Here is a 20,328-nt window from a genome sequence, read left to right as displayed (position 1 = left end):
ATGCGACACTGATCTTCGGTCAAAGTTGCCCGAAGATCAGTGTATCATCGCTCTACGCCCTTCTTCCCGAAACTGATCTCCTTCTCCCCGATCTACCTTTTTTCCTCCTATTTCAGATAAGTCCGGATCCGTTCCAGATCGTGTGCATTCTCAATGTTCTTTTGCGCATCATCCCAGAGGGCATCCCGTTCCCGTTGGAGCACGGTAGTGTACCAGGAACCCGCTCCTTCCTTTTGCTGCAAATGGCTCAGCGCACTGAACATCTTTTGTACCAGCACCGGATCGTGCGCAATGTAGGTCCGGATCGCCGAAAAACAGTAGTACACCAGATCCTCAAAAGGTACGATCTTCAGATATAATCTCGGATTTTCATCGTCGTCCATGACGGACAGGTAGTTGCCCATATCCATGCGTTTGCCGATGAGTTCGGTCAGGTAATCCAGCGCGTCCATGGCGGTACCCGGATCATTGATGCCGGGACTCATCGCCCGCAGCAGGATCTCCGTAAGTTGCTTAAACCCGAACAAAAAATTCTCCTCGATGATCTCCTGATTGCCGAAATGCAAAAAGCGAAAAACCGTTTCCCGGGTTGTTTCGTCCAGCTCTTTCGAACTGTACAACACGACTTCCCCTTTTAGTACCGCCATCCCGCGCGGGTGGGTGAGCGCAAATTCCATTTCCTGGGTCTTGGCCAGATGCACCAGATCCGACTCGGAAATGTTCATCAGGTGTCCGTAGCGTTGGCTGTAGAGCGGAAACCACTGCCGGTCTTCGCCCATGGGATCTTCCGAGGGATGGTTTTCTTTCATCTTGTTTTCCAGTCGCTCCAGCGATCCCAGGGTGTCCCGGTAGAGCCGCTGCAGAATGTTATTGATCTGAATAGACTGCGAGATCGAATGGATAAAGAAGACGAAGAGCGCCAGACAGACCGGGCCCAACAGAATGGCGATCAGTACGGTAAACCCGGGGATCTGATAGGGATTCTCTCCGGGCAGGATGTTGATCAGACACAGGATATTGAACAGGATGGTGCCGATGTAAAATCCGAGTACAAACTGGTGTGGCTTGTAGGAGATCAGTCCCGGCAGGAGGCGCGGCGAATAATTGCTGGAAGCCTGGTTGAGCAGGATCATCACCATGGAGAAGCTGAAGACGGTCAGGGAAATAACCCCGCCGATCAGCGTACTCAGCAGGGAGCGGGCCGTATCGGCATTATCGATGATCAGTAGCCCGGCCTTTTGTTTGATCTCCTCGGTCAGTTCCGGCGTTTCTACGGTAAGCAGAATTCCTGCGGCCAGGGAAAATACCAAAGCGATCAGGGCCGGATAGGCACCGATACTATTGCGTATGTTGTGGTAGCTTTGTAAAAGCTGATTCTTCAGTTTGGTAAGCATACAAAAAAAAATTGCTGAATCCCTAACAGGAATCCAGCAATATAGTTGATGAGATTGAGAATGCTACTTTTATGCCTCTCAATTTTATCGTTCGTTAGTGTTTGATTCGGTTCCTAAACCGGATTAGGAATCAAAAGCGTCGTCCCAGGCATCTTCCATTTCGTCCAGGGATTCGCGGATGTTACCTTTGAGGTTTTCCCAACCGTTCTCGGCACTCTGAGCTACACGCTCCATGTCGCGATCGATTTCATCACCCCATTTCTCCAGTTTAGAGATCTGTTCGTTGATTTCTTCTTTGGTGTCTTCTCCGGCTTCGTTCAACTCGGCGCGCAGTTCAGCCAATTTTTCATCGACATCCTGACGTGCTTCACGAAGGTCGGCTTGCAGTTCTTCTCTTTCAGTGCGGAAAGCATCTGAGATTTCGTCACCGGCTTCTTCCATTTGTTCTTCAGCTTTGGTGTCGTTGTCGCAAGAAGTAGTGAAGCCAATCATTCCGAATAAGCCCAAGGCTAGAAATAAAATTCTGAGTGTTTTCATTTTCGGTTAACATTTTTGTTAGATAATTCAAAGTTAAGCTAGTTCGTTTTACAACGATCTAGGCTTTTTTCCAGGCAAAGTAACTGCCAATGAGTGCGGCAACTCCCAGTACGAGGTACATAATACCTGCGGCCTGGCCACCTTCGTCACTGGCATTAATATCAATGCCAAGAATTTCTACATCCGCAGTTGAGCTTTGGATGGTTTGTATCCCCTGATAGGCCAGAAAGATCCCGGCAAGCAGGAGGATGATTACAATAGCGTTTTTCATGGTCAATGTTTGGTTTTAGTATGGCTTTATTTGGCCACGATAACAAATAGCATTTTGTTGTTGTTATCTTCATTTCTGAAACCTGCTTAAGGGTTGAGGTGTTCGGTAAGTTTTTATTTTTTCGGGCAATTATTTTTGTTTTATCAGCTGAAAAGCCAGGCATTCCGCCTCATCCATCTCCTTCATAAACGGCTCAGGCAGAGTCAGTTTCAGGTCATTAAAGTAATCTATGGTGCGTTTTTCGAATTGCCGCAAAACTTTCGGATGGATATAGTATTTCCGACATACCGAGACGGTATTCCCCAATTTCTGGGCAACGCTTTTTACCAGATTGGCTAACCTTTTGTCCATGGATAGATCCGGATGTTCCTCGTTGATCTTCGGCCAGAGGTCCACGGCGGAAGCGGTAGCGTACCAGGTGCGGAAATCCTTGCTCGAAAATTCCTTCCCGGTTATCACCTGGAGATATTCATTTACATCCTGACTGTCGATCAGCTGGTACTTGCCCTCGGCGTCCTGATAGCGAAAGATCTCATAGCCGGGCAGTTCGGAACAGTCCTTGATCAGCCGGATCAGCCGCTTATTGTCGATGGCTACTTCCCGGTATTGATTACTTTTCCCTTTGAACGACAGGGTGAGGTTCTTTTCCGAAACGGTCAGGTGTTTGCGACGGAGGGTAGTCAGGCCGAAGGTATTATTCCGCTCCTTATATATACGGTTGCCGATCCGGAGGGCCGTTTCATCCAGCACCTCCAGAATGAGGGCCATCATCTTGCGTTTAGTCCAGGTCTTATCTTTAAGGTGCTTGCGAACGGTCTGGCGGATCAGCGGAAGGTGATCCGCAAATTCTACGATGTGATCAAATTTCTGAGCCTGCCGGTATTCCACCCATTTGGGATGATATATATATTGCTTACGATCTTTCTCATCCCGGCCGGTCACCTGCAGGTAACCTTTCTCTTCCGGGCAGATCCAGACTTCCTTCCAGGCCGGAGGGATCACCAGATCTTTAAAGCGCTGGAGACTGGCTTTGTCACTGATCCTTTTTCCTTCGGTATCCCGGTAGGTAAATCCTCTCCCCCAGGGGATGCGCGTATAACCAGCTTGTTCGTCACTGATATATTTGAGGGGTGGTTTTCGGCTAGCGCCCATAGTCGTGTTTCATTTGGTATTGGTAAACGATCCGGCGGCAGACTTTCGGACGACCGGTTTATCCGGATGATTTTCTTCCGTATGTTCTGTTTGCCTCTTGTCTAACCTCATTATCGCGCTACAGGGTCGGTCGTCGGTAAAATTTAACCGGACTACCGAATTTCCGGCCTCCCTTATCCTCCGGGAAATGATCTTTTTGATTTTTTTTTGCCCCCCTTTGAAACTCCCGTAAATACTGGCTTCGTGCCCGATTCCGACACCCCTGGATCAACGTTCCCTGCCCCCCCGCATCCCGGATGTCGACGAACACGACCCGCGGTTTTCCTGTTTTAAAAGTGAAAATATTCGAAATAATTAAACTATTAAAAACCAAATAATTATGTCTAACCAAACGAAAGCTGTCAACGAACAGATAGAAGAACTGAATGATATTATTGCTAAGTCATACGACGCCGAAAAAGGATATAAAGAAGCTGCAGAAGAGGTAGAAAGCAGTGAACTGAAAAACCTCTTTTTAGAATACGCTCAACAACGCTATGACTTCGGTCACCAGATCAAAGATGAGATCCGCAATTTGGGCGGAGAGATCGAAAAAGGTGATACCATCGCCTCTAAAGTCCACCGTGCGTGGATGGATATCCGCTCCGCTTTTTCCAGCAATGACGATGCCGCCATTCTGAAAGAAGCAATCCGCGGTGAGAAGAATGCACTGAGCAATTACGAGGACGCCCTCGAAGAAATGCCGATTACCAGTTCAGCATATAAAACCCTGGTAAACCAGCGTAACCACATCCGTAGCGTACTGGGTCGCCTGGAACAACTGGCCCCGGTATACAGTAACTAAAATTCAGATTGCGTGATATTTAACTAGCAGTTTTTCGCGAATATAATTTGCAATGCACATGGATCATTCCGGCTTCTGGAATGATCCATTTTTTTGAGGGTAGGCAGCGTTTGGAAGTGCGGACTCTTGATAGTGAAGACTTACCAGATTTTTGAAATCTGGCAAGTCTAATCGGCTCTTTAGCATTTTCAATTAAAGGATTCCGTGCCCTCGCAATGCCATGATCTAATTCTAAAACGTACTCTCGTAACCTGGATGGCTTAAAACCGCTCTTTAAATTAACCGTTTCACTTGCTGGAGGAATCCCGTTTTATCTCCAGAGCTATGCCCTTGCCCGATCTGATCTCAATCATGCACACCAAATATTTCGGGGCTATGACCTTATCAAGCTTAGCGGCGTAGCGGCGAAAATATTTGTAGGTCAGTAACGGGTTCTACATTGAAGGGCGTAGCCCATGCCAGGTATTAATCCGGAATATTCATTTTTCTATTCTATTTACTGGACGCAGCATAGCATGCTAAAGGCGAGATAAGATGAATGAGGCCATATAAAAAATGAAAGGCCGACTCGATGGTATTTCGAGTCGACCTTGGGGATTCGTAATCACCCTTTCCCTTCCTGTTGGGTGATACTAATATCAGGGATGTTCATCTAATTGAATGGGGATAACGCTGGCAAAATAGGATCTAGGTTAATTAGGTTAGTACGGCTAGGTGGTTTGTGGTTAGTAGGGTGCCAGCTATTTAAACTGCAATTGGATTATAGGTTTTTGGTAGTTGCTTAGGCGGTTGGCAGGGCTTCCTGCTTGCTGATCATTTTTTTCAGGGTAGCACGGGCAGTGTGGAGCCGGCTTTTGATGGTACCGATCGGCAGGTTCAGGTGTTCGGCGATATCTTTGTATTCATAACCCTGGAAATGCATCAGGAAAGGTACGCGGTAAATATCGCTCAGTTGATCGAGCATACCGTAAATTTCCTGGATCCGCATATCCATCTCACCTTTATTGGCGATGATGTTTTGGCTTTCGATAGAAAAGGTGAAGGTTTCGATCGGCTCACTTACCGTGCGTCTTTTAGAATTAGCGCGGCATTTATTAATAAAGGTGTTGCGAATAATGGTGGCCATCCAGGCGCGGAAGTTGGTACCCATTTCAAAGCGACTGCAGTAGCGGTAGCCACGGGTAGCAGCATCCTGGAAAAGGTCCTGGGCGTCTTGATAGTCTTTGGTTAGTTTCAGAGCAAAAGAAAAAAGCGTGGATTTTACGTTGGTCAGTTCGCGATTGAATTCGAGGGTTGTCATGATATTTCAGTTTAGCGTGTTTACAATAATTCACAAATGCAATTGCTTTCTACTAATTCAAATTGCGTGCCAATTTTTTAAACTGCTGATTATCAATTATTTAAACGCAAACACTAAAAAATCACTAATTATTTTTTTGATTAAATAAAATCATATTACTCTTATTTAATCATTTTTTGTGCTCTGGAAAGACGCAAGAAACTTTTCAGAAAAAATTTAGACCGGCTTTTTCTTTTTTCTTCCAAATGGACCCATTTTTCTTCTTTTTCGTACCTCCATCAGGCTGAGATAACGGTTAATATTGCAACGTTCACTAGAAATAGTGGATAATTGGGGCTCTTTAGACGGTAGCCCAGAAAGGGTTGCCGTCCTTTTTTTCCACTCTTATTATCTCCTCCGCTTTTCCGGCCATAATGATTGGCCTATTTACCTTACGATGTGGCTTAGGCTTGCTGCCGGGCTAAAATATTTTAGCCACAAATCATTTGCCCGGAGATCTGATCTCCTCCGGCAAACCATTTGTGGCTAAATCCATAATTTTAATGTCTAGTTTTGTCTAACTAAGTCCGCGCTACAATTCTTCTTACTCCGTAGCGACTACTTGTTGGGATACAGCAGGATCTGACTTTTGAGATCAGTGAAAAAATTGGCGCTCACTTCCGGGCCGGCTACCAGGCGCAGGGTGATCACATCCCCGCTGGCCACATACCGGGAGCTTTTAGCGTACAGCGAATAATCCTCTCCGGAGGCACTGACTTCGTATCCACCTTCGGTAATGTTCGATGCGTCGATATCGATATCATCGTAGGTTTCCTCCCACAGCGTTAGTTGCTGTTCGTACAATTGCTCGAATGTCAGGCTTTCGGCATTTTTATCCGCGGATACCAGGAGTCGGATGTCGTATTCTTCGGAATAGAGTCCGAGGATGAGGTCTTCCTTATCCTGGCCTTCACTGGGCGGAGGAAAAGTCGCTTTCGGATACTGGACGCAGAAATTATTTCGAACGTCACAATGCGTGTAATTCTCCGAATTACTCGTTAGCGGGCTTCTTACCCCGCAGGCCATCATCAGCATTACGCTGATTGCCAGAAATGAATGATAGTTTTTCATAAAACAAAGTTTTAATGAAGTTGCCAGTTGCCTGTTGTCAGTCGGCAGATTTAACCAAGGCTGTTGACTGCGGGCTACAAAATGGCAACTACGGTCTGCCGACTACTTTTAAAAACAATTTTTATTTCCGGGTGTTTGGCCGCATATTTCGCCAACGAACTTGCTGATCAAGCGATATGTTAACTCTTAAAACCATGTAATCCATGCAGCATTTTTCACTGAGTATTCAACGGGTTGCTTATTTTCTGCTCACGATCTTCATTTTGGGTATTCTCCTGATCGAGGGGCAGAGCATTCTGGCACCGATGGCCTTTGCTGCGTTATTTGCGGCCATGCTCCAGCCGGTCAGTGCTTTTCTGGAAAGTCTTTTTAAGAACCGCATCTTCGCCATCTTCATGGCTTTTCTGATGGTGCTGTTGCCGATCGTTACGCTGGTTACCTTCTTTTCTCTGCAGATCGCCAATGTGATCGGCAACCTCAACGGACTGGTCGATCAGATCCTGGATGGTTTCGAAACGGCCGTGATCTGGCTCGGTGAAACCTTCGGCCTGAGCCAGGGCGAGATCCAGACTTCCTTGACCGAAAACTTTTCTACCATACTGGACGCTCCGCTCAACCTGATCACCACGAGCCTGAGTTCCTCCACTTCGGTCATGGCCAGTATTCTGATCTGTTTCATCTATACCTTTTTCTTTTTGCTGTACCGCTCGGCCTTCAAGAACTTTATGCTGACTCAGTTCGATCAGGAGAACCGGGAAGAAGCCCGTACGGTGATCTATCAGGTACAGAAGCTCAGTCAGCAGTATTTCTACGGATTATTGCTGGTGATGATCATTCTGGGCATTCTCAATAGCCTGGGCCTGCTACTGATCGGGATCAAATACCCCTTCTTCTGGGGTTTTCTCGGGGCTATTCTCGCGATCATCCCCTATATCGGTACCGCTCTGGGCGGCATTTTCCCGTTTTTGTTTTCCCTCGCTACCACGGACACCTGGTGGCAACCGCTGGCCGTATTGATCCTGTACTTTACGATCCAGTCCATTGAAGGCAACTTCATCACGCCGAAGGTAGTCGGCGGCAGCGTCAAGATCAACCCGCTCGCCGCTATTGTCGCCCTGCTGGTGGGAGGTGCCATCTGGGGGGTCGCCGGACTCATTCTGGCCCTGCCCGTAGTGGCTACCATGCGCACTTTATTTACTCATTTCGATATTTTAAAGCCGGTGAGCGAACTTATGAGCGTAGATATTTTTGAAAAAGAAGAGGTTTTCGAAAATGAATACGACGAAGACCGTTACCGTCTGATCACCTTTTTTCAAAAAGGTCGCAGATAAACAATAAACAATATGAACGTTCCCAAACCCGTCAAAAGGACCTGGAAATTCCTGCTGGAAACGGTGACCAAGTTTGCCGCCGACAACGCCTTTACCTGGGCCGCAGCTATTTCCTATTACACCATTTTCTCCCTGCCCCCCATTCTGCTGGTGATCCTCTACATCACGACCATGTTTTACGACGAGCAGAGTATCCGGGAGGCGATCTTCGGGCAGATCGGTTCGCTGATCGGCAACAAGGGGGCCAATCAGTTGTCCCAGACGGTAGACTCCCTCGGGGTCTTTAAGGAACAATGGTGGGCTTCGGCGATCGGGATCGGAGGTATGTTGCTGACCTCCACTACCGTATTTATGACGCTCCAGAATGCCCTCAACAGTATTTTTAAAGTGAAGGCTCAACCCAACGAGGCGGGCTGGTTTAAGATGATCCGGGATCGGCTCCTGTCTTTCACCGTGCTGCTGGGTATCGCTTTTATCCTGCTGGTCTCTCTGGTGATCGATGCGATCATCAGCGGCTTCGGCGATCTGCTCTCCCAGCGTTTTCCCGATGTTTCGCTGCTATTGGTGGGCCTGGCTTCCATCATTGTACCCCTGGCCATCATTACCCTCCTCTTTGCCCTGCTCTTTAAGTACCTTCCGGATGCCGCCATTCCCTGGCGACTCACCTGGCGGGGAGCTATTATAACTGCCGTTCTGTTTGCTCTAGGTAAAAACGCCATCGGCTTTTACATCGGTCAGAGCCAGACCGCTTCTCTCTACGATGCGGCCGGATCTATACTGGTGATCATGCTCTGGGTCTTTTACGCCTCGCTGATCTTTTTATTCGGCGCGGTGATTACCGCCGTTTACGTCGAGCGCAGTTCGTACAGAGGCATCGAACCGGCCGATTATGCCGTGAAGGTGGAGGATAAGGAAGTAGAAGTAGAAAAGGGCAATGATACTGAAGACAAACCGGTAGAGGAAGATACCAGTACCAGTCTATAGCATCGCCCTGATACCGCGGGGTCGTTCAGTACTCAAATTATAACCCTCGAAAAATGGCAATTTTAATGCCAATAACAAATTCAATAAGCCAAGATCAGGCGAAGAGGTCAAGGAAGGAACGATTTGGAATTGAAATTAAAAAAATAAAAAGCCAATTCCTTACCACTGAACCACCCTCCCCCTGACCCCTTAAATCTGACCCCCGACACCTGACACCCGACACCTAAAAACCTGACCCCTAACCACAACAACCCACACCAAAAAAAAATATGGAACAACTAATCGCAGATGTAAAAACCCAGATTATCAGTTACTACGATCAACTTGTCAGCCTGCTGCCCAAAATGATCTTTTCCGTGCTGGTGCTCCTGCTCACTTTTTACCTGGCCCGGAAGATCAGCCGGTTCGGCAAGACCCAGCTCAACCTGAGAATGGAAGATCCACTGCTCGCACAGTTCTTCGCGCGGGTGATCCGCTGGCTCGTTATCGTCATTGGCTTTCTGGTTATTCTCCGCATCGTCGGCCTGGGCGCGGCGGCCGCCAGTCTGTTAGCTGGTGCCGGGATCACTGCCTTCATTATCGGTTTCGCCTTTAAGGATATCGGTGAGAATTTTCTGGCCGGAATACTGATGGCTTTCAAACGACCGTTCCGTATTGGAGATATTGTCGAGACCGGCGGTATCACCGGCGTGATCAAAGGGCTTTCCCTGCGAGACACGCACATGAAGACCTTCGACGGAAAAGATGTCTACGTACCCAACGGTCAGATCATGAAAAACCCGATCTTCAATTACACGATCGACGGCTTCATGCGCCTGGACTTCACGATTGGCCTCGATTACGGTTCGGACCTGGATAAGGCCACCCGCATCATTTACGAAACGCTGGAGCATATCCACGGTATTCTCTGGGACGAAGGCAAGGATCCGAATGTAGTCATTTCGAGCCTGGGTTCCAGTACCATCAATATAACGGTGTACTTCTGGATCGACACTTTTGATAAGACCGTTTCGAGTCTGGCCGTCAAGACCAACGCGATCCGGGAAACGGTACAGGCACTGACCAAGGGAGGCATCCAGATGCCGTCCGACATCATGGAACTGAAAACGTACAACGATATGCCCATTCCGATGGTCAACCGGCTGGACAAGCAGGATTCGGCCGCCTAAATAGCCGGTATCTGATCGCCCGCGGCTCCAAAACTGATCACGCTCGTTTTAAACCAAATGAAAAGCTTATGCAAGAAGAAATAGAACAGCTCAACGAACTCCTGCAACTCTGCCGCAGTGCCGAAAAGGGCTACCAGACCGCAGCCGAGCAGGTGGAAGACGCACAAACCCGAAATACGCTGGCGGCTCTGAGTAAACAGCGCAACGAATTTGCCTACAAACTGGACCAACAAATCCGCATCCAGGGAGGTGAACCGGTAGAGGAAGCAAATATCATAGCCAGCGCCCACCGCATCTGGATCAATATCCGCGGAATGCTGCCCGGTGAGAACGCCACGGCGATCATCCGGGAATGCCTGCGCGGAGAGAAGGAGTGTATCGAATTCTACGAAAGCACGCTGAATAAAACCACCTTTTCTAACGATACCCGTCTGCTCCTGGCCAATCAGATGAAATCCATCCGGGAGACCCGGGAGAAACTGGAAAAATTATTACCGGAAACCTAGCGAAATCTACGTAAATTCAGCATTTAGCGAAAATTCGCTAAACTCATTTCCGTCTGGCAGGTTTAAATAGTATATTTGCGCAACTTTAATTGAATTATTTGCTATCCGCGCGGCATTATTCCCCCACAGCTGGATACTGCCCAATTTAAATTGGATAGCGGCAATCCCGATAAAAACAAGACCTATGAAGTTACTGGTTTGTGTCAGCAAGACGCCCGATACTACCACCAAGATCAAATTCACTTCCGATAATTCGGAATTGGATACCAACGGTGTACAATACATCATGAACCCATACGACGAATGGTACGCCCTGGTACGCGCACTGGAGCTGAAAGAAGCCCAGGGCGGTAGCGTAACCATCCTGAACGTCGGCCCCGCCGAAAACGATACCGTGATCCGCAAAGGCCTGGCCATCGGTGCGGACGAAGCTGTCCGGATCAACGCCGATCCCCAGAGCTCACTGAACGTGGCCAAGCAGATCGCCGAATACGCCAAAGGAGAAGGTTTCGATATCGTATTCTTCGGTAAGGAGACGATCGACTACAACGGCTCGGAAGTCAGTGCCATGGTAGCCGAATTGCTGGATATGCCCTTCATCAGCTACGCCAGCCATATGGAGATGGACGGCAATAACGCCACCATTAAAAGAGATATCGAGGGTGGTGTGGAAACCCTGAGTGTGGATACGCCTTTCGTGATCAGCGCCGCCAAGGGACTGGCCGAGCAACGGATTCCCAATATGCGCGGCATCATGATGGCCAAGCGCAAGCCGCTCAAAGTGGTGCCCGCCGCTACTTTTGACGATCCCGTGGCGACGGTCAGCTACGAACTGCCGCCGGAAAAAGGCCAGGTCAAACTGATCGATCCGGAAAACATGGACGAACTGGTACGTCTGCTGCACGAAGAGGCCAAGGTGATCTAGGAGACCACCGCCATGACGTCCGAAATCTCATTTTAAAACCATCCTAACTCGATATAATATGGTACTCGTATTTGCGGAAACGCAAAAAGGAAAATTAAAAAAAGCTGCTTTCGAAGCAGTTACTTACGGATATAGAACCGCCCAGGCACTGGGCAGCGAATGTGTGGCTCTGGTAATCGGCGCTGCGGAGGATGCCGGCCAGCTGGGTAAATACGGAGCATCCAAGGTCTATCAGGTCGAAGATCCGGCCCTCGAAAAATTCGATAGCCAGACCTACACCCGGGCCATCGCCGGAGCGGCCAAAGAACTGGACGCCAAGGTGCTCGTACTGAGTCATTCCACCACCGGTAAATCCCTGCTGGGTCGACTGGCCGCGCGTCTGGACGCCGGTTCCGTACCCGGTGTGAACGCCGTGCCCACCACCGACGGTGGTTTCAAGGTACGCAAACCGGTCTTTTCCGGAAAAGCCATTGCCGAAATGGAGATCAAGACCGATGTGAAGGTACTCTCCCTGATGGGTAATGCCATTCAGCCGGAAGTGGTTGGCGACAATGTAGGGGTAGAAGCACTCAGTGTGCCCGTGGAAGCCGGACGTATCACCGTCAAGGACGTTGAGCGCGTGGAAGGTACCGTGCCGCTGCCGGAAGCCGAACTGGTTGTATCCGCCGGTCGGGGTATGAAAGGCCCGGAAAACTGGGGCATCATCGAAGAACTGGCCGAAGTACTCGGCGCAACCACCGCCTGCTCCCGCCCGGTAGCCGATACCGGCTGGCGCCCTCACCACGAACACGTAGGACAGACCGGTATTGCCATTCGTCCGAATCTCTACATTGCGGCGGGGATCTCGGGTGCCATCCAGCACCTGGCCGGGGTAAACAACTCCAAAACCATCGTCGTGATCAACAAAGATCCGGATGCGCCTTTCTTCAAAGCGGCGGACTACGGTGTGGTCGGTGACCTGTTTGAGGTGGTCCCGCGCCTGACGGAAGCCCTGAAGAAATTTAAGGCGGAAAATTGATAAGAGAACGTTAGGATGTTGGGACGTTGTGGGTTTCGTGGGCAGCATAGCTGTACGTTGCGAAACCCCGGCATCCCAACGCCTCATCATCCAAACGTCCTACCCCACTAAACAATCTCCGTTCCCACCAGTTTAAAAGGCAGACCAAAGCTCAGAATCCAATATGACCGTTGACGAACAACGCATCATTACCATTGCTTACGAATTGCGGGAAGCAAACGCCGAAGGCCCCGTTGTGGAAATTATGGACGCCAACTGGCCGTTCAAATTCTACTACGGCAGTGGAAAGTTGTTGCCCGCATTTGAGGAAAAATTGTACGGTCTGGAGGAAGGAGAGGCGTTTAAGTTCATCCTCTCTCCGGCGGAAGCCTACGGGGAAGTCCGCCAATCCGAAATTATCGACCTGCCGATGGACCTCTTTGAGCAAAGCCCGGAAACGCCCCTCGCAGAAGGCAAATACGTTACCGTTACGGATGACCAGGGCGGTCAACACAACGGCATGATCCTATCCTGGAACAATACCGCCGTGAAAGTCGATTTCAACCACGCTATGGCCGGCAAGGCCCTGCATTTCTCGGGCGTTATCCTGAATGTACGCTCCGCTACGGTGGATGAACTCATCCGCAAGAGTTATATCAAGGAAGATGGGGTGCGGGGAAATTAGCCTCCTATTGCTGCTCTCCACTATTTGTCCGTTATTTGTCCGTAAAACATGCATTATGCTACAGGCTCTCTTATAACTGGCCCACCCTTTTACCTCCGGTCAAGATTTACAATCAAAGATATCAAGTAGATTGCCGTATTTTTCTGGCGAGCCCTGATGATTGGGACTTAGAAAATCATCCATATCACCAACAGCGGTTCGCAAACCACCATCAATGGGCAGATTAACCAACATACAATTTCCTGCAGGCGAGATCCCGGATAACGACCTGGTGTTGAAAACGGTGGCCGAGACCAGCGGATTACCGCTTGGTTTGAAGAAAGACGTTTTTGGCTTTATCCTGTTTGTGGAGCATGACCCTAAGAAAAAATTCACATCGCTTGAATTCATCCGTCATGCTGATGAAGACCGTATGGAAGTTACCGGTTTCCGTTTGAAAAAATACTATCTCCTGGTTGCGTTTGTTTACGCCATGCGTCAACTGGGTGGAGCCTGTCCAATGGAATTACCCTCCTGGGCGGGAAAGCGGTGGGATGATCTGTTTTTCAAATGGCTTATTCCCAAATAGTATTAATCTTAGCCTATCGGCCCGTACGGAACCTGGCTATATAGATTGGCCTGATGACTATACGGTCACAGCTTTGGCCGGAGCATTAGGATTGGCAGCAAAACGTAATAAGGGATAATTAAGAACATTTAATCCTATGAAGAATCTTATATATTGTTTTGTTTTCTTATATCTCGGCTGCAATAAGAGTGAAAATGGTCAAAAAACACATCCTTATGAAAAGGAAGCAAAAACCGCTTTATTCATCCTTACTGCTCTTGGCCATGATAATTACGGAGCAAGGATCGATGGTGATGGTGAATTATACGATACGACCTTTCTGCTGAGTGGTAATCTTACCATGAGCTACATAGATACGTCCGACCATAATTTGGAGCTTTTTTTCCAATGGGTTAAGGATCAGGATACGCTTTATCCACTTCCCAGGAATCGCTACTATCATACCGTGGGCTTTGCAAAAGACACTTTGAAATATGTAAATGTAGATGATGGAATATCGTTAGATATCTCTTCAGAAATTTTGTATTCCGATTCGATACAGGAGCAGGTTGATGATTACATTAAATGGAATCGCTTTAGGATCAACCCCTCGTTCATTGATGCCTATAATGCGATGAAACTTTACCAATAATATTCAAAGCAACCACTGTCCCCCTAACCATTAAGCTATGCTATGCGTTCAGGTACAATTACGCTATAGGCTATTTCAGTTTCCAAAAGTGCCGCAGCTCAAAGAAGTGATAATGAACAAAATCAGGAACTCGAACCAAATAAAAATGGTATCGGCATTTTCGGTGATACTGATTGCGGGTTTTCAGTGGTACATATTTACCGTTCATAAAGATAGAGTCCTCCGATCGTCCGATTTTATTACCGTTCCGGCCGAGATCGTAGAGCACGTCAAATTTGACTTCATTCAATTCCGATACGTGGAGAAAGAGACCGGCAGGCAACAAACGGTTAGCCGTAAATTATCACGTAATTTTGATCCCTTTGTCCATATACAAACTACCGATAAGGTATCTCTGACCTATGATCGCGGCAAACAGGGTACTTTCTACGTAGACGGATACGAAAATAAACCTTCAGGCCTGATCTTCTATTTTCTTTTTCTAATTGCTCTTATAGCCCAGGCTATTTTCATTGCTGTATTATTTGACAAAATGGATGAGCGGCATTGGTCATATGAAAAGTAATCCCACCGCTCCATTGGTATCCGCTGGTCGTAGTTTATGGTGAGGAACATTAATAGTTGAAAATCGAAAACCAGAAATGACTGAATTTCACCGCGAGACGCTAAGCTTTTTAGTGAATTTGCCGACGGCAAATCCATTAACCTTTGCGTTATTAACCGTTAATGTCGAAAAATTTGCATCAGCAAATTTTCTCGAAAGAAGTCATTGTAAAACTTTGCGGCTTCGCGGCCTTCGCGGTGAAGACAAGCTTTATTAATTTTCAGTGTTCGGCACTAACAACTACGACCGCGTATATGCATCCCTCCGATAAATTACCGCCCGGGCTTTTTTATATCACCAATAAGCCTTACCTTTGCGGCCGCTATTAAACGATTTCCGTAATTTTTAATGGTAAAAAAAACTTATGGCAGCTTATTTAACCAACGAGAAGATCGAAGAGATCTTCAAAGAGCACGGCGGTTCCGAGAAGAACACCGGCTCCACCGAAGGGCAGATCGCCCTGTTCACTTACCGGATCAAATCATTGTCCGAGCATTTGCAGACCAACAAAAAGGATCACTCCAGCCGGAAGGCGCTGTTGACCCTGGTAGGTAAACGTCGTAGACTATTGAATTACTTATCCAAGAAAGACATCAACAAGTACCGCGATCTCATTGAGAAACTGGGTATTCGCCGGTAGAAAGTTGAAAAAAATAAAAAAAGAAGTGGGTCATTTTGGTCCACTTCTTTTTTTTTGCTATGTCGATTATAAATAGTAATTTTGAGCATTCATAAGGCCGAATAGATTAGTCGTTTTATCCATTAGCTTAAAAAAAATTATCCAGATCCGGTCATTTTAACCTTGACCTGTGTATTTCCTGGTAACTCCTTCACTGAATATATACTACCTCAAAGTCTGGCTTGATCAAAGCTATTGCGTTTCATCAATCTTTTCTTGGGGCCAAAGCCACACTTTTCTTTTCGCCTCATTGTTTAACTGCATTTTGCAAAAGCCCACACGGGCCAAGCCGCTTTTATCCGGGCTTGCCCTCACCTATGGTATACGTATTGGGCAAAAAACAAGATTTAAAAAATGGGTAAACAAATTCCAATTTCTCAGTCCTTTGAATTACCCGATGGTCAAACGGTGACTATCGAAACCGGAAAACTGGCCACCCAGGCCGACGGTTCTGTGGTGGTTCGCATTGGTGACACGATGTTATTCGCCAGTGCCGTTTCGGCCAGAGAAGCCAGAGAAGGACAATCCTTCTTTCCACTTTCTGTAGACTATCAGGAAAAATTCGCCGCAGCCGGTCGTATCCCCGGCAACTTTTTCCGCCGGGAAGCCAAGCTTTCCGATTACGAAGTGCTGATCTCCCGTCTGGTAGACCGCGCGATCCGTCCGCTTTTCCCGGATGGTTACATGAATGATACCCAGATCATTATCAACCTGATCTCCGGCGATAAGGAAACCCTGCCGGATGCTTACGCAGCTCTGGCCGCTTCCGCAGCGATGACCGTTTCGGATATTCCTTTTTCGGGCCCGATCTCCGAAGTACGGGTAGCCCGGATTGACGGCGAGTTCGTCATCAATCCAAGCCGGACCAAACTGGCCGAAGCCGATATCGACATCATCGTTGCCGCTACTATGGACAACGTAATGATGGTAGAAGGCGAAGCTAAAGAATGCCAGGAAAAAGATCTGGTAGAAGCCATCAAAGTAGGACACGATGCCATCAAGGTGCAATGTCAGGCTCAATTGGACCTCGCCGCTCAGGTAGGTGATAAAGCGACCAAACGCGAAGTTGAGGTCAAAGAGACTCCCGCTGAGATCAAGACCTGGGTTAGCGAAAAAACCAAGGACAAGGTCCTCGAGATCGCTCGCGCCGCTTTGGATAAAAAAGCACGTAAAGAAGGATTCTCCGCGATTAAGGACGGTATGATGGAAGCCCTGACCGAAGAGAAAGGGGAAGAATTCGTCCTGGAAAACGGAGGAGAATACAAAGAATACTACGGTAAATTACAGAAGGAGACTATCCGCAATATGGTGCTGGATGAAAAACTCCGTCTGGACGGCCGTAAATTTGACGAAGTTCGCGATATCTGGGTAGAAGTGGATTATCTCCCCTCTGCGCACGGTTCTGCGATCTTTACCCGGGGAGAGACCCAGAGTCTGACCTCCCTGACGCTGGGTACCAAGACCGACTCCATGATGGTGGATGCGGCCCTGGACTTCCACTACGAAAAATTCATTATGCACTATAATTTCCCGGCATTCTCCGTGGGAGAGACCAAGCCGATGCGCGGCCCTGGTCGTCGGGAAGTAGGTCACGCCAACCTGGCCGGCCGTTCGCTGAAGCAGGTGCTTCCGGAAGAAATGCCGTATACCCTGCGCCTGGTTTCCGATATCCTGGAATCTAACGGTTCTTCCTCTATGGCAACCGTTTGTGCCGGTGCACTGGCGCTGATGGACGGTGGTATCAAAATCAAGGCACCCGTATCCGGTATTGCCATGGGTATGATCTCCGACGGTTCTCGTTTTGCCATCCTTTCCGACATTCTCGGTGATGAGGATGCACTGGGTGATATGGACTTCAAAGTAACCGGTACCGCCGCAGGTATCACCGGTTGCCAGATGGACATCAAGATCGACGGTCTTCCTTACGAGCAACTGGAACAGGCCCTGGAACAGGCCAAGCAGGGGCGTCTGCACATCCTGGACAAAATGGGTGAAGTGATGGGCGAAGCTCGCGAAGATTACAAACCGCACGCTCCGCGTATCGTGGAGATCACCATCGATAAGAGCTTTATCGGTGCCGTAATCGGACCTGGCGGTAAGATCATTCAGGAGATCCAGGCCGAAACCGGCTCGGTGATCAATATCGATGAGGTGGACGACAAAGGGGTGGTGAGTATCGCCAGTGCCGATAAAGCATCCATCGACGCGGCTCTGGCCCGTATCAATGCGATCACCTTTACGCCGACCGTTGGTGATGTTTACGACGCGAAGGTAGCTTCCGTTATGCCGTACGGTGTGTTTGTCGACTTCAAAGGTAAGAGTGGTCTGGTCCACGTTTCCGAGCTGTCTACCAGCCGGATCGATAAAGTGGAAGATCATTTCTCCGAAGGCGACGAAATGAAAGTTAAACTGATTGGCGTGGATCCGAAAACCGGTAAACTGCGTCTGTCCCGTAAAGTACTGCTTCCCGGCGGTGATAACGGCGACGGCGGCAACCGGGACAACGGTGGTGGACGTCGTGACGGCGGTGGACGTCGTGATGGCGGCGGTGGTCGTCGTGACGGCGGTGGACGCGGACGCCGGTAATCCGGATCGTAACGACCGTAGAACAGAATTATGATCGGGCCCCGTAGCCCGTACAACTGATAAGCCCCCGGCCGGATCATTCCGGTCGGGGGCTCTTGTTTTTCAGGCCGTCAATTCCGGAAATTGTTAATTGGCAGTCAAACTGTAAGTGGTTCGGGTAGTGCCGTTTAGCGCCAAAGTTTTTAATTTGAAGCACTATTAAATACCTTCAACCTACTCTGATGCTAAAAAAACCGCGCGCCGGAAAGTTTTACCCGCTGATGTTGTTGCTGCTTACCGGCACCCTATCGCTTTCGGCCCAGGATTTCCTGCTGAATGCCGGAGATTTCAACTCCTGCACCCTGATCGCTCCATTGAGCTGGGAAGCCTACGACGGCTGGTCGGACGGCGTGCTGCAATACGAAGTCTGGGCCAGTCAGAAAAGTCCGGCCAGCGACTGGCCGGGTCCCGCCGAACTGATCGCTACCCTGGACGGCAATATCACCAATTACGATTTTTACGCTGACGACGGTCGGCAACACTGTCTCGAGATCCTGGCCATCAGTCCCGACCAGCAGGATACCGTACGTTCCAATCAGATCTGTATGGATGTTCCGATTCTGCTGGTCCAGGATATCGTGGTGCTCGATAGTGCTTCCGTCAATCAGGACTTCAGTACGCCACCCGGATCGGTCGCATTATCCTGGCGGACCGACCTGCCCAATTCCCCTCTGCAGGATGGGGAACTCTTCCGATCAACCGACGGCATCGATTTCGAACTCGTGAAGGGATTCAATTTCCGAACGGGCTTTTTCCTGGACGAACAGGCGAACGCCCATCTGGGGCCCCGCACCTATCGGATCCACGCCTACGACCGCTGCCGGAACGAAGAGGTGTCCAATACGCTCACCACGATCTTTCTGCGGGGGGAAACCGGAGAAAACGGTCTCAATAGTCTCCGCTGGACGCCCTATCAGAACGAATTCCTTTTCGATAATCAGTTTTACTTCGTAGTTACGGAACCCGTGGACGGCCCTCTTAATCTACAGGACCCGGTCGCTAACTACGGCGGAGATGTTTACGACCACAGCGAGATCATCGACCTGGAGGATCCCGCACAACGAACACTGTGCTATTCGATCGTCAGTGCGCCGCGGCTGTACCGCAAGGGCAAACTTTACGAACGCACCACCTCTTTTTCCAACCGGGTCTGCCTGACGCACACCACTTCGCTCTTTATTCCGAATGCTTTTGCCCCCAATGGGGTCAATACCGAATTTCGCCCTTACGGTCATTTCGGTGATGTCGGCGCCTATTCCATGCAAATCTTCAGTCGCTACGGATCGCTGGTGTACGAAAGCCGCTCGCTGGACAACGGTTGGGACGGCACCAGCAACGGTCGCTCCCTGCCAATGGGCGTATACGTATACCGGATCCGCATGCAGCAACAGAGCGGGGAATGGGTCGAAAAACGGGGAGATATTTTATTGGTCAGATAATGCGGGCAAGCGATGATCTCAACGCTCCGCTACCGCCAGATAAATGTGATCGTGGCCGTAGGCCGAAGGGATCTGCCCCTCCTGCCGCACTTCCTGCAGGCCGACGGAAGCGGCCATTTCCCGGAAACGTTGGAAAGGAATCGGATACGGGATCCAGGGCTGCAGCGGTCGCTCCGTTTCGTATTCGATCATAAGTAAACGTCCGCCCGGTTTGAGGCATGCGACGATTTTTTCCAGTACCGGTTCGGGGTCCGGCGCGTAGTGCAGAGCGTTGGCCATGATGATGCCGTCCAGTGGCGGCAGCGTGAACGGCCGGGTGAAATCCAGCTCCTCAATGCGCAATTCACAATTTTCCAGACGGAGGCGGTATAGCATATGGGGATTCTTGTCCGCGGCGTAGATGATACTGCCTGCTTCCAATACCTGGTCCAGCGCCTGGGTATAGATGCCCGAACCGGCACCGATATCCGCCCAGGTCCCCTTTACAGGAATAACAGCGTTTTTTATAAAATCAACTGCGTTTTTTAATTCCATCCTGCGTTTTTTGTATAGTGGCAGAACCACTCGAGCGGCAGAA

At 49.1% G+C, this 20,328-nt stretch carries 22 protein-coding genes; 15 read left to right on the top strand and 7 right to left on the bottom strand.

The annotated features are described in order from the left end of the window. Positions 1 to 107: 107 nt before the first annotated feature. The 4 genes from CRP01_RS18695 to CRP01_RS18680 all read right to left on the bottom strand — a co-directional run bounded on the left by CRP01_RS18695 (position 108) and on the right by CRP01_RS18680 (position 3,354). Positions 108 to 1,394, bottom strand: coding sequence for a DUF2254 domain-containing protein (locus CRP01_RS18695; protein WP_099151608.1), 1,287 nt, complete (start codon positions 1,392 to 1,394; stop codon positions 108 to 110). A 123-nt stretch (positions 1,395 to 1,517) separates the two neighbouring features. Further along, positions 1,518 to 1,931: a sll1863 family stress response protein gene (locus CRP01_RS18690; RefSeq protein ID WP_143473438.1), complete on the bottom strand. Its 414-nt coding sequence runs from the start codon at positions 1,929 to 1,931 to the stop codon at positions 1,518 to 1,520. 58 nt (positions 1,932 to 1,989) lie between these two features. After that, positions 1,990 to 2,202: a DUF3185 family protein gene (locus CRP01_RS18685; protein WP_099151606.1), complete on the bottom strand. Its 213-nt coding sequence runs from the start codon at positions 2,200 to 2,202 to the stop codon at positions 1,990 to 1,992. Between the two features lie 129 nt (positions 2,203 to 2,331). Further along, a complete protein-coding gene (locus tag CRP01_RS18680) occupies positions 2,332 to 3,354 on the bottom strand; it encodes a DNA topoisomerase IB (RefSeq protein ID WP_099151605.1) in 1,023 nt (340 codons plus the stop codon). Between the two features lie 379 nt (positions 3,355 to 3,733). On the opposite strand from CRP01_RS18680, the gene CRP01_RS18670 reads away from it, so the two are divergent. Further along, a complete protein-coding gene (locus CRP01_RS18670) occupies positions 3,734 to 4,198 on the top strand; it encodes a ferritin-like domain-containing protein (RefSeq protein WP_099151603.1) in 465 nt (154 codons plus the stop codon). Between the two features lie 781 nt (positions 4,199 to 4,979). Here the strand turns inward: CRP01_RS18670 and CRP01_RS18665 are convergent. Together CRP01_RS18665 and CRP01_RS18660 are read right to left on the bottom strand one after the other, a co-directional pair. Next, positions 4,980 to 5,498 (bottom strand): RNA polymerase sigma factor, encoded by a 519-nt coding sequence (locus CRP01_RS18665; protein ID WP_099151602.1) that lies wholly within the window; start codon positions 5,496 to 5,498, stop codon positions 4,980 to 4,982. A 597-nt stretch (positions 5,499 to 6,095) separates the two neighbouring features. Next, positions 6,096 to 6,608: a hypothetical protein gene (locus CRP01_RS18660; protein WP_099151601.1), complete on the bottom strand. Its 513-nt coding sequence runs from the start codon at positions 6,606 to 6,608 to the stop codon at positions 6,096 to 6,098. 203 nt (positions 6,609 to 6,811) lie between these two features. On the opposite strand from CRP01_RS18660, the gene CRP01_RS18655 reads away from it, so the two are divergent. The 14 genes from CRP01_RS18655 to CRP01_RS18595 all read left to right on the top strand — a co-directional run bounded on the left by CRP01_RS18655 (position 6,812) and on the right by CRP01_RS18595 (position 19,751). After that, positions 6,812 to 7,939 carry an AI-2E family transporter gene (locus tag CRP01_RS18655; protein ID WP_099151600.1) on the top strand — a complete coding sequence of 376 codons (1,128 nt, stop codon included), beginning with the start codon at positions 6,812 to 6,814 and terminating at the stop codon, positions 7,937 to 7,939. 12 nt (positions 7,940 to 7,951) lie between these two features. Continuing rightward, positions 7,952 to 8,923 (top strand): YihY/virulence factor BrkB family protein, encoded by a 972-nt coding sequence (locus CRP01_RS18650; protein WP_099151599.1) that lies wholly within the window; start codon positions 7,952 to 7,954, stop codon positions 8,921 to 8,923. Between the two features lie 269 nt (positions 8,924 to 9,192). Then, positions 9,193 to 10,092, top strand: a complete 900-nt coding sequence (locus tag CRP01_RS18645; RefSeq protein ID WP_099151598.1) for a mechanosensitive ion channel family protein — start codon at positions 9,193 to 9,195, stop codon at positions 10,090 to 10,092. 68 nt (positions 10,093 to 10,160) lie between these two features. Beyond that, the gene (locus CRP01_RS18640; protein WP_099151597.1) at positions 10,161 to 10,598 is read left to right on the top strand and encodes a ferritin-like domain-containing protein; all 438 of its coding nucleotides are present in this window, start codon (positions 10,161 to 10,163) and stop codon (positions 10,596 to 10,598) included. A gap of 184 nt (positions 10,599 to 10,782) precedes the next feature. Continuing rightward, positions 10,783 to 11,523 (top strand): electron transfer flavoprotein subunit beta/FixA family protein, encoded by a 741-nt coding sequence (locus CRP01_RS18635; RefSeq protein ID WP_099151596.1) that lies wholly within the window; start codon positions 10,783 to 10,785, stop codon positions 11,521 to 11,523. Between the two features lie 58 nt (positions 11,524 to 11,581). Further along, positions 11,582 to 12,541: an electron transfer flavoprotein subunit alpha/FixB family protein gene (locus tag CRP01_RS18630; RefSeq protein ID WP_099151595.1), complete on the top strand. Its 960-nt coding sequence runs from the start codon at positions 11,582 to 11,584 to the stop codon at positions 12,539 to 12,541. Positions 12,542 to 12,704: 163 nt separating this feature from the next. After that, positions 12,705 to 13,205: an FKBP-type peptidyl-prolyl cis-trans isomerase gene (locus CRP01_RS18625; protein WP_099151594.1), complete on the top strand. Its 501-nt coding sequence runs from the start codon at positions 12,705 to 12,707 to the stop codon at positions 13,203 to 13,205. Between the two features lie 214 nt (positions 13,206 to 13,419). Beyond that, positions 13,420 to 13,773 carry a hypothetical protein gene (locus tag CRP01_RS18620; RefSeq protein WP_099151593.1) on the top strand — a complete coding sequence of 118 codons (354 nt, stop codon included), beginning with the start codon at positions 13,420 to 13,422 and terminating at the stop codon, positions 13,771 to 13,773. 136 nt (positions 13,774 to 13,909) lie between these two features. Next, entirely contained in the window at positions 13,910 to 14,404 is a 495-nt protein-coding gene (locus CRP01_RS18615) for a hypothetical protein (RefSeq protein ID WP_099151592.1), read from the top strand. 298 nt (positions 14,405 to 14,702) lie between these two features. Further along, positions 14,703 to 14,969, top strand: a complete 267-nt coding sequence (locus tag CRP01_RS41890; protein ID WP_143473437.1) for a hypothetical protein — start codon at positions 14,703 to 14,705, stop codon at positions 14,967 to 14,969. A 76-nt stretch (positions 14,970 to 15,045) separates the two neighbouring features. Further along, positions 15,046 to 15,225 carry a hypothetical protein gene (locus CRP01_RS41885; protein WP_143473436.1) on the top strand — a complete coding sequence of 60 codons (180 nt, stop codon included), beginning with the start codon at positions 15,046 to 15,048 and terminating at the stop codon, positions 15,223 to 15,225. 147 nt (positions 15,226 to 15,372) lie between these two features. Then, entirely contained in the window at positions 15,373 to 15,648 is a 276-nt protein-coding gene (gene rpsO / locus CRP01_RS18605; RefSeq protein ID WP_099151590.1) for a 30S ribosomal protein S15, read from the top strand. A 393-nt stretch (positions 15,649 to 16,041) separates the two neighbouring features. After that, entirely contained in the window at positions 16,042 to 18,273 is a 2,232-nt protein-coding gene (gene pnp / locus CRP01_RS18600; protein WP_099151589.1) for a polyribonucleotide nucleotidyltransferase, read from the top strand. Between the two features lie 221 nt (positions 18,274 to 18,494). Next, on the top strand, positions 18,495 to 19,751 hold the full coding sequence (locus tag CRP01_RS18595) for a gliding motility-associated C-terminal domain-containing protein (RefSeq protein WP_099151588.1): 1,257 nt from the start codon (positions 18,495 to 18,497) through the stop codon (positions 19,749 to 19,751). An 18-nt stretch (positions 19,752 to 19,769) separates the two neighbouring features. On the opposite strand, the gene CRP01_RS18590 is transcribed toward CRP01_RS18595, so the two are convergent. Further along, positions 19,770 to 20,285, bottom strand: coding sequence for a class I SAM-dependent methyltransferase (locus CRP01_RS18590; RefSeq protein ID WP_170110442.1), 516 nt, complete (start codon positions 20,283 to 20,285; stop codon positions 19,770 to 19,772). Between the last annotated feature and the right edge of the window lie 43 nt (positions 20,286 to 20,328).

The organism is Flavilitoribacter nigricans DSM 23189 = NBRC 102662, assembly GCF_002646595.1.
Classification (GTDB): domain Bacteria; phylum Bacteroidota; class Bacteroidia; order Chitinophagales; family Saprospiraceae; genus Flavilitoribacter; species Flavilitoribacter nigricans.
The sequence above is the reverse complement of the archived record's forward strand: the minus strand, read 5'-3'. Positions and strand labels throughout refer to the sequence as shown.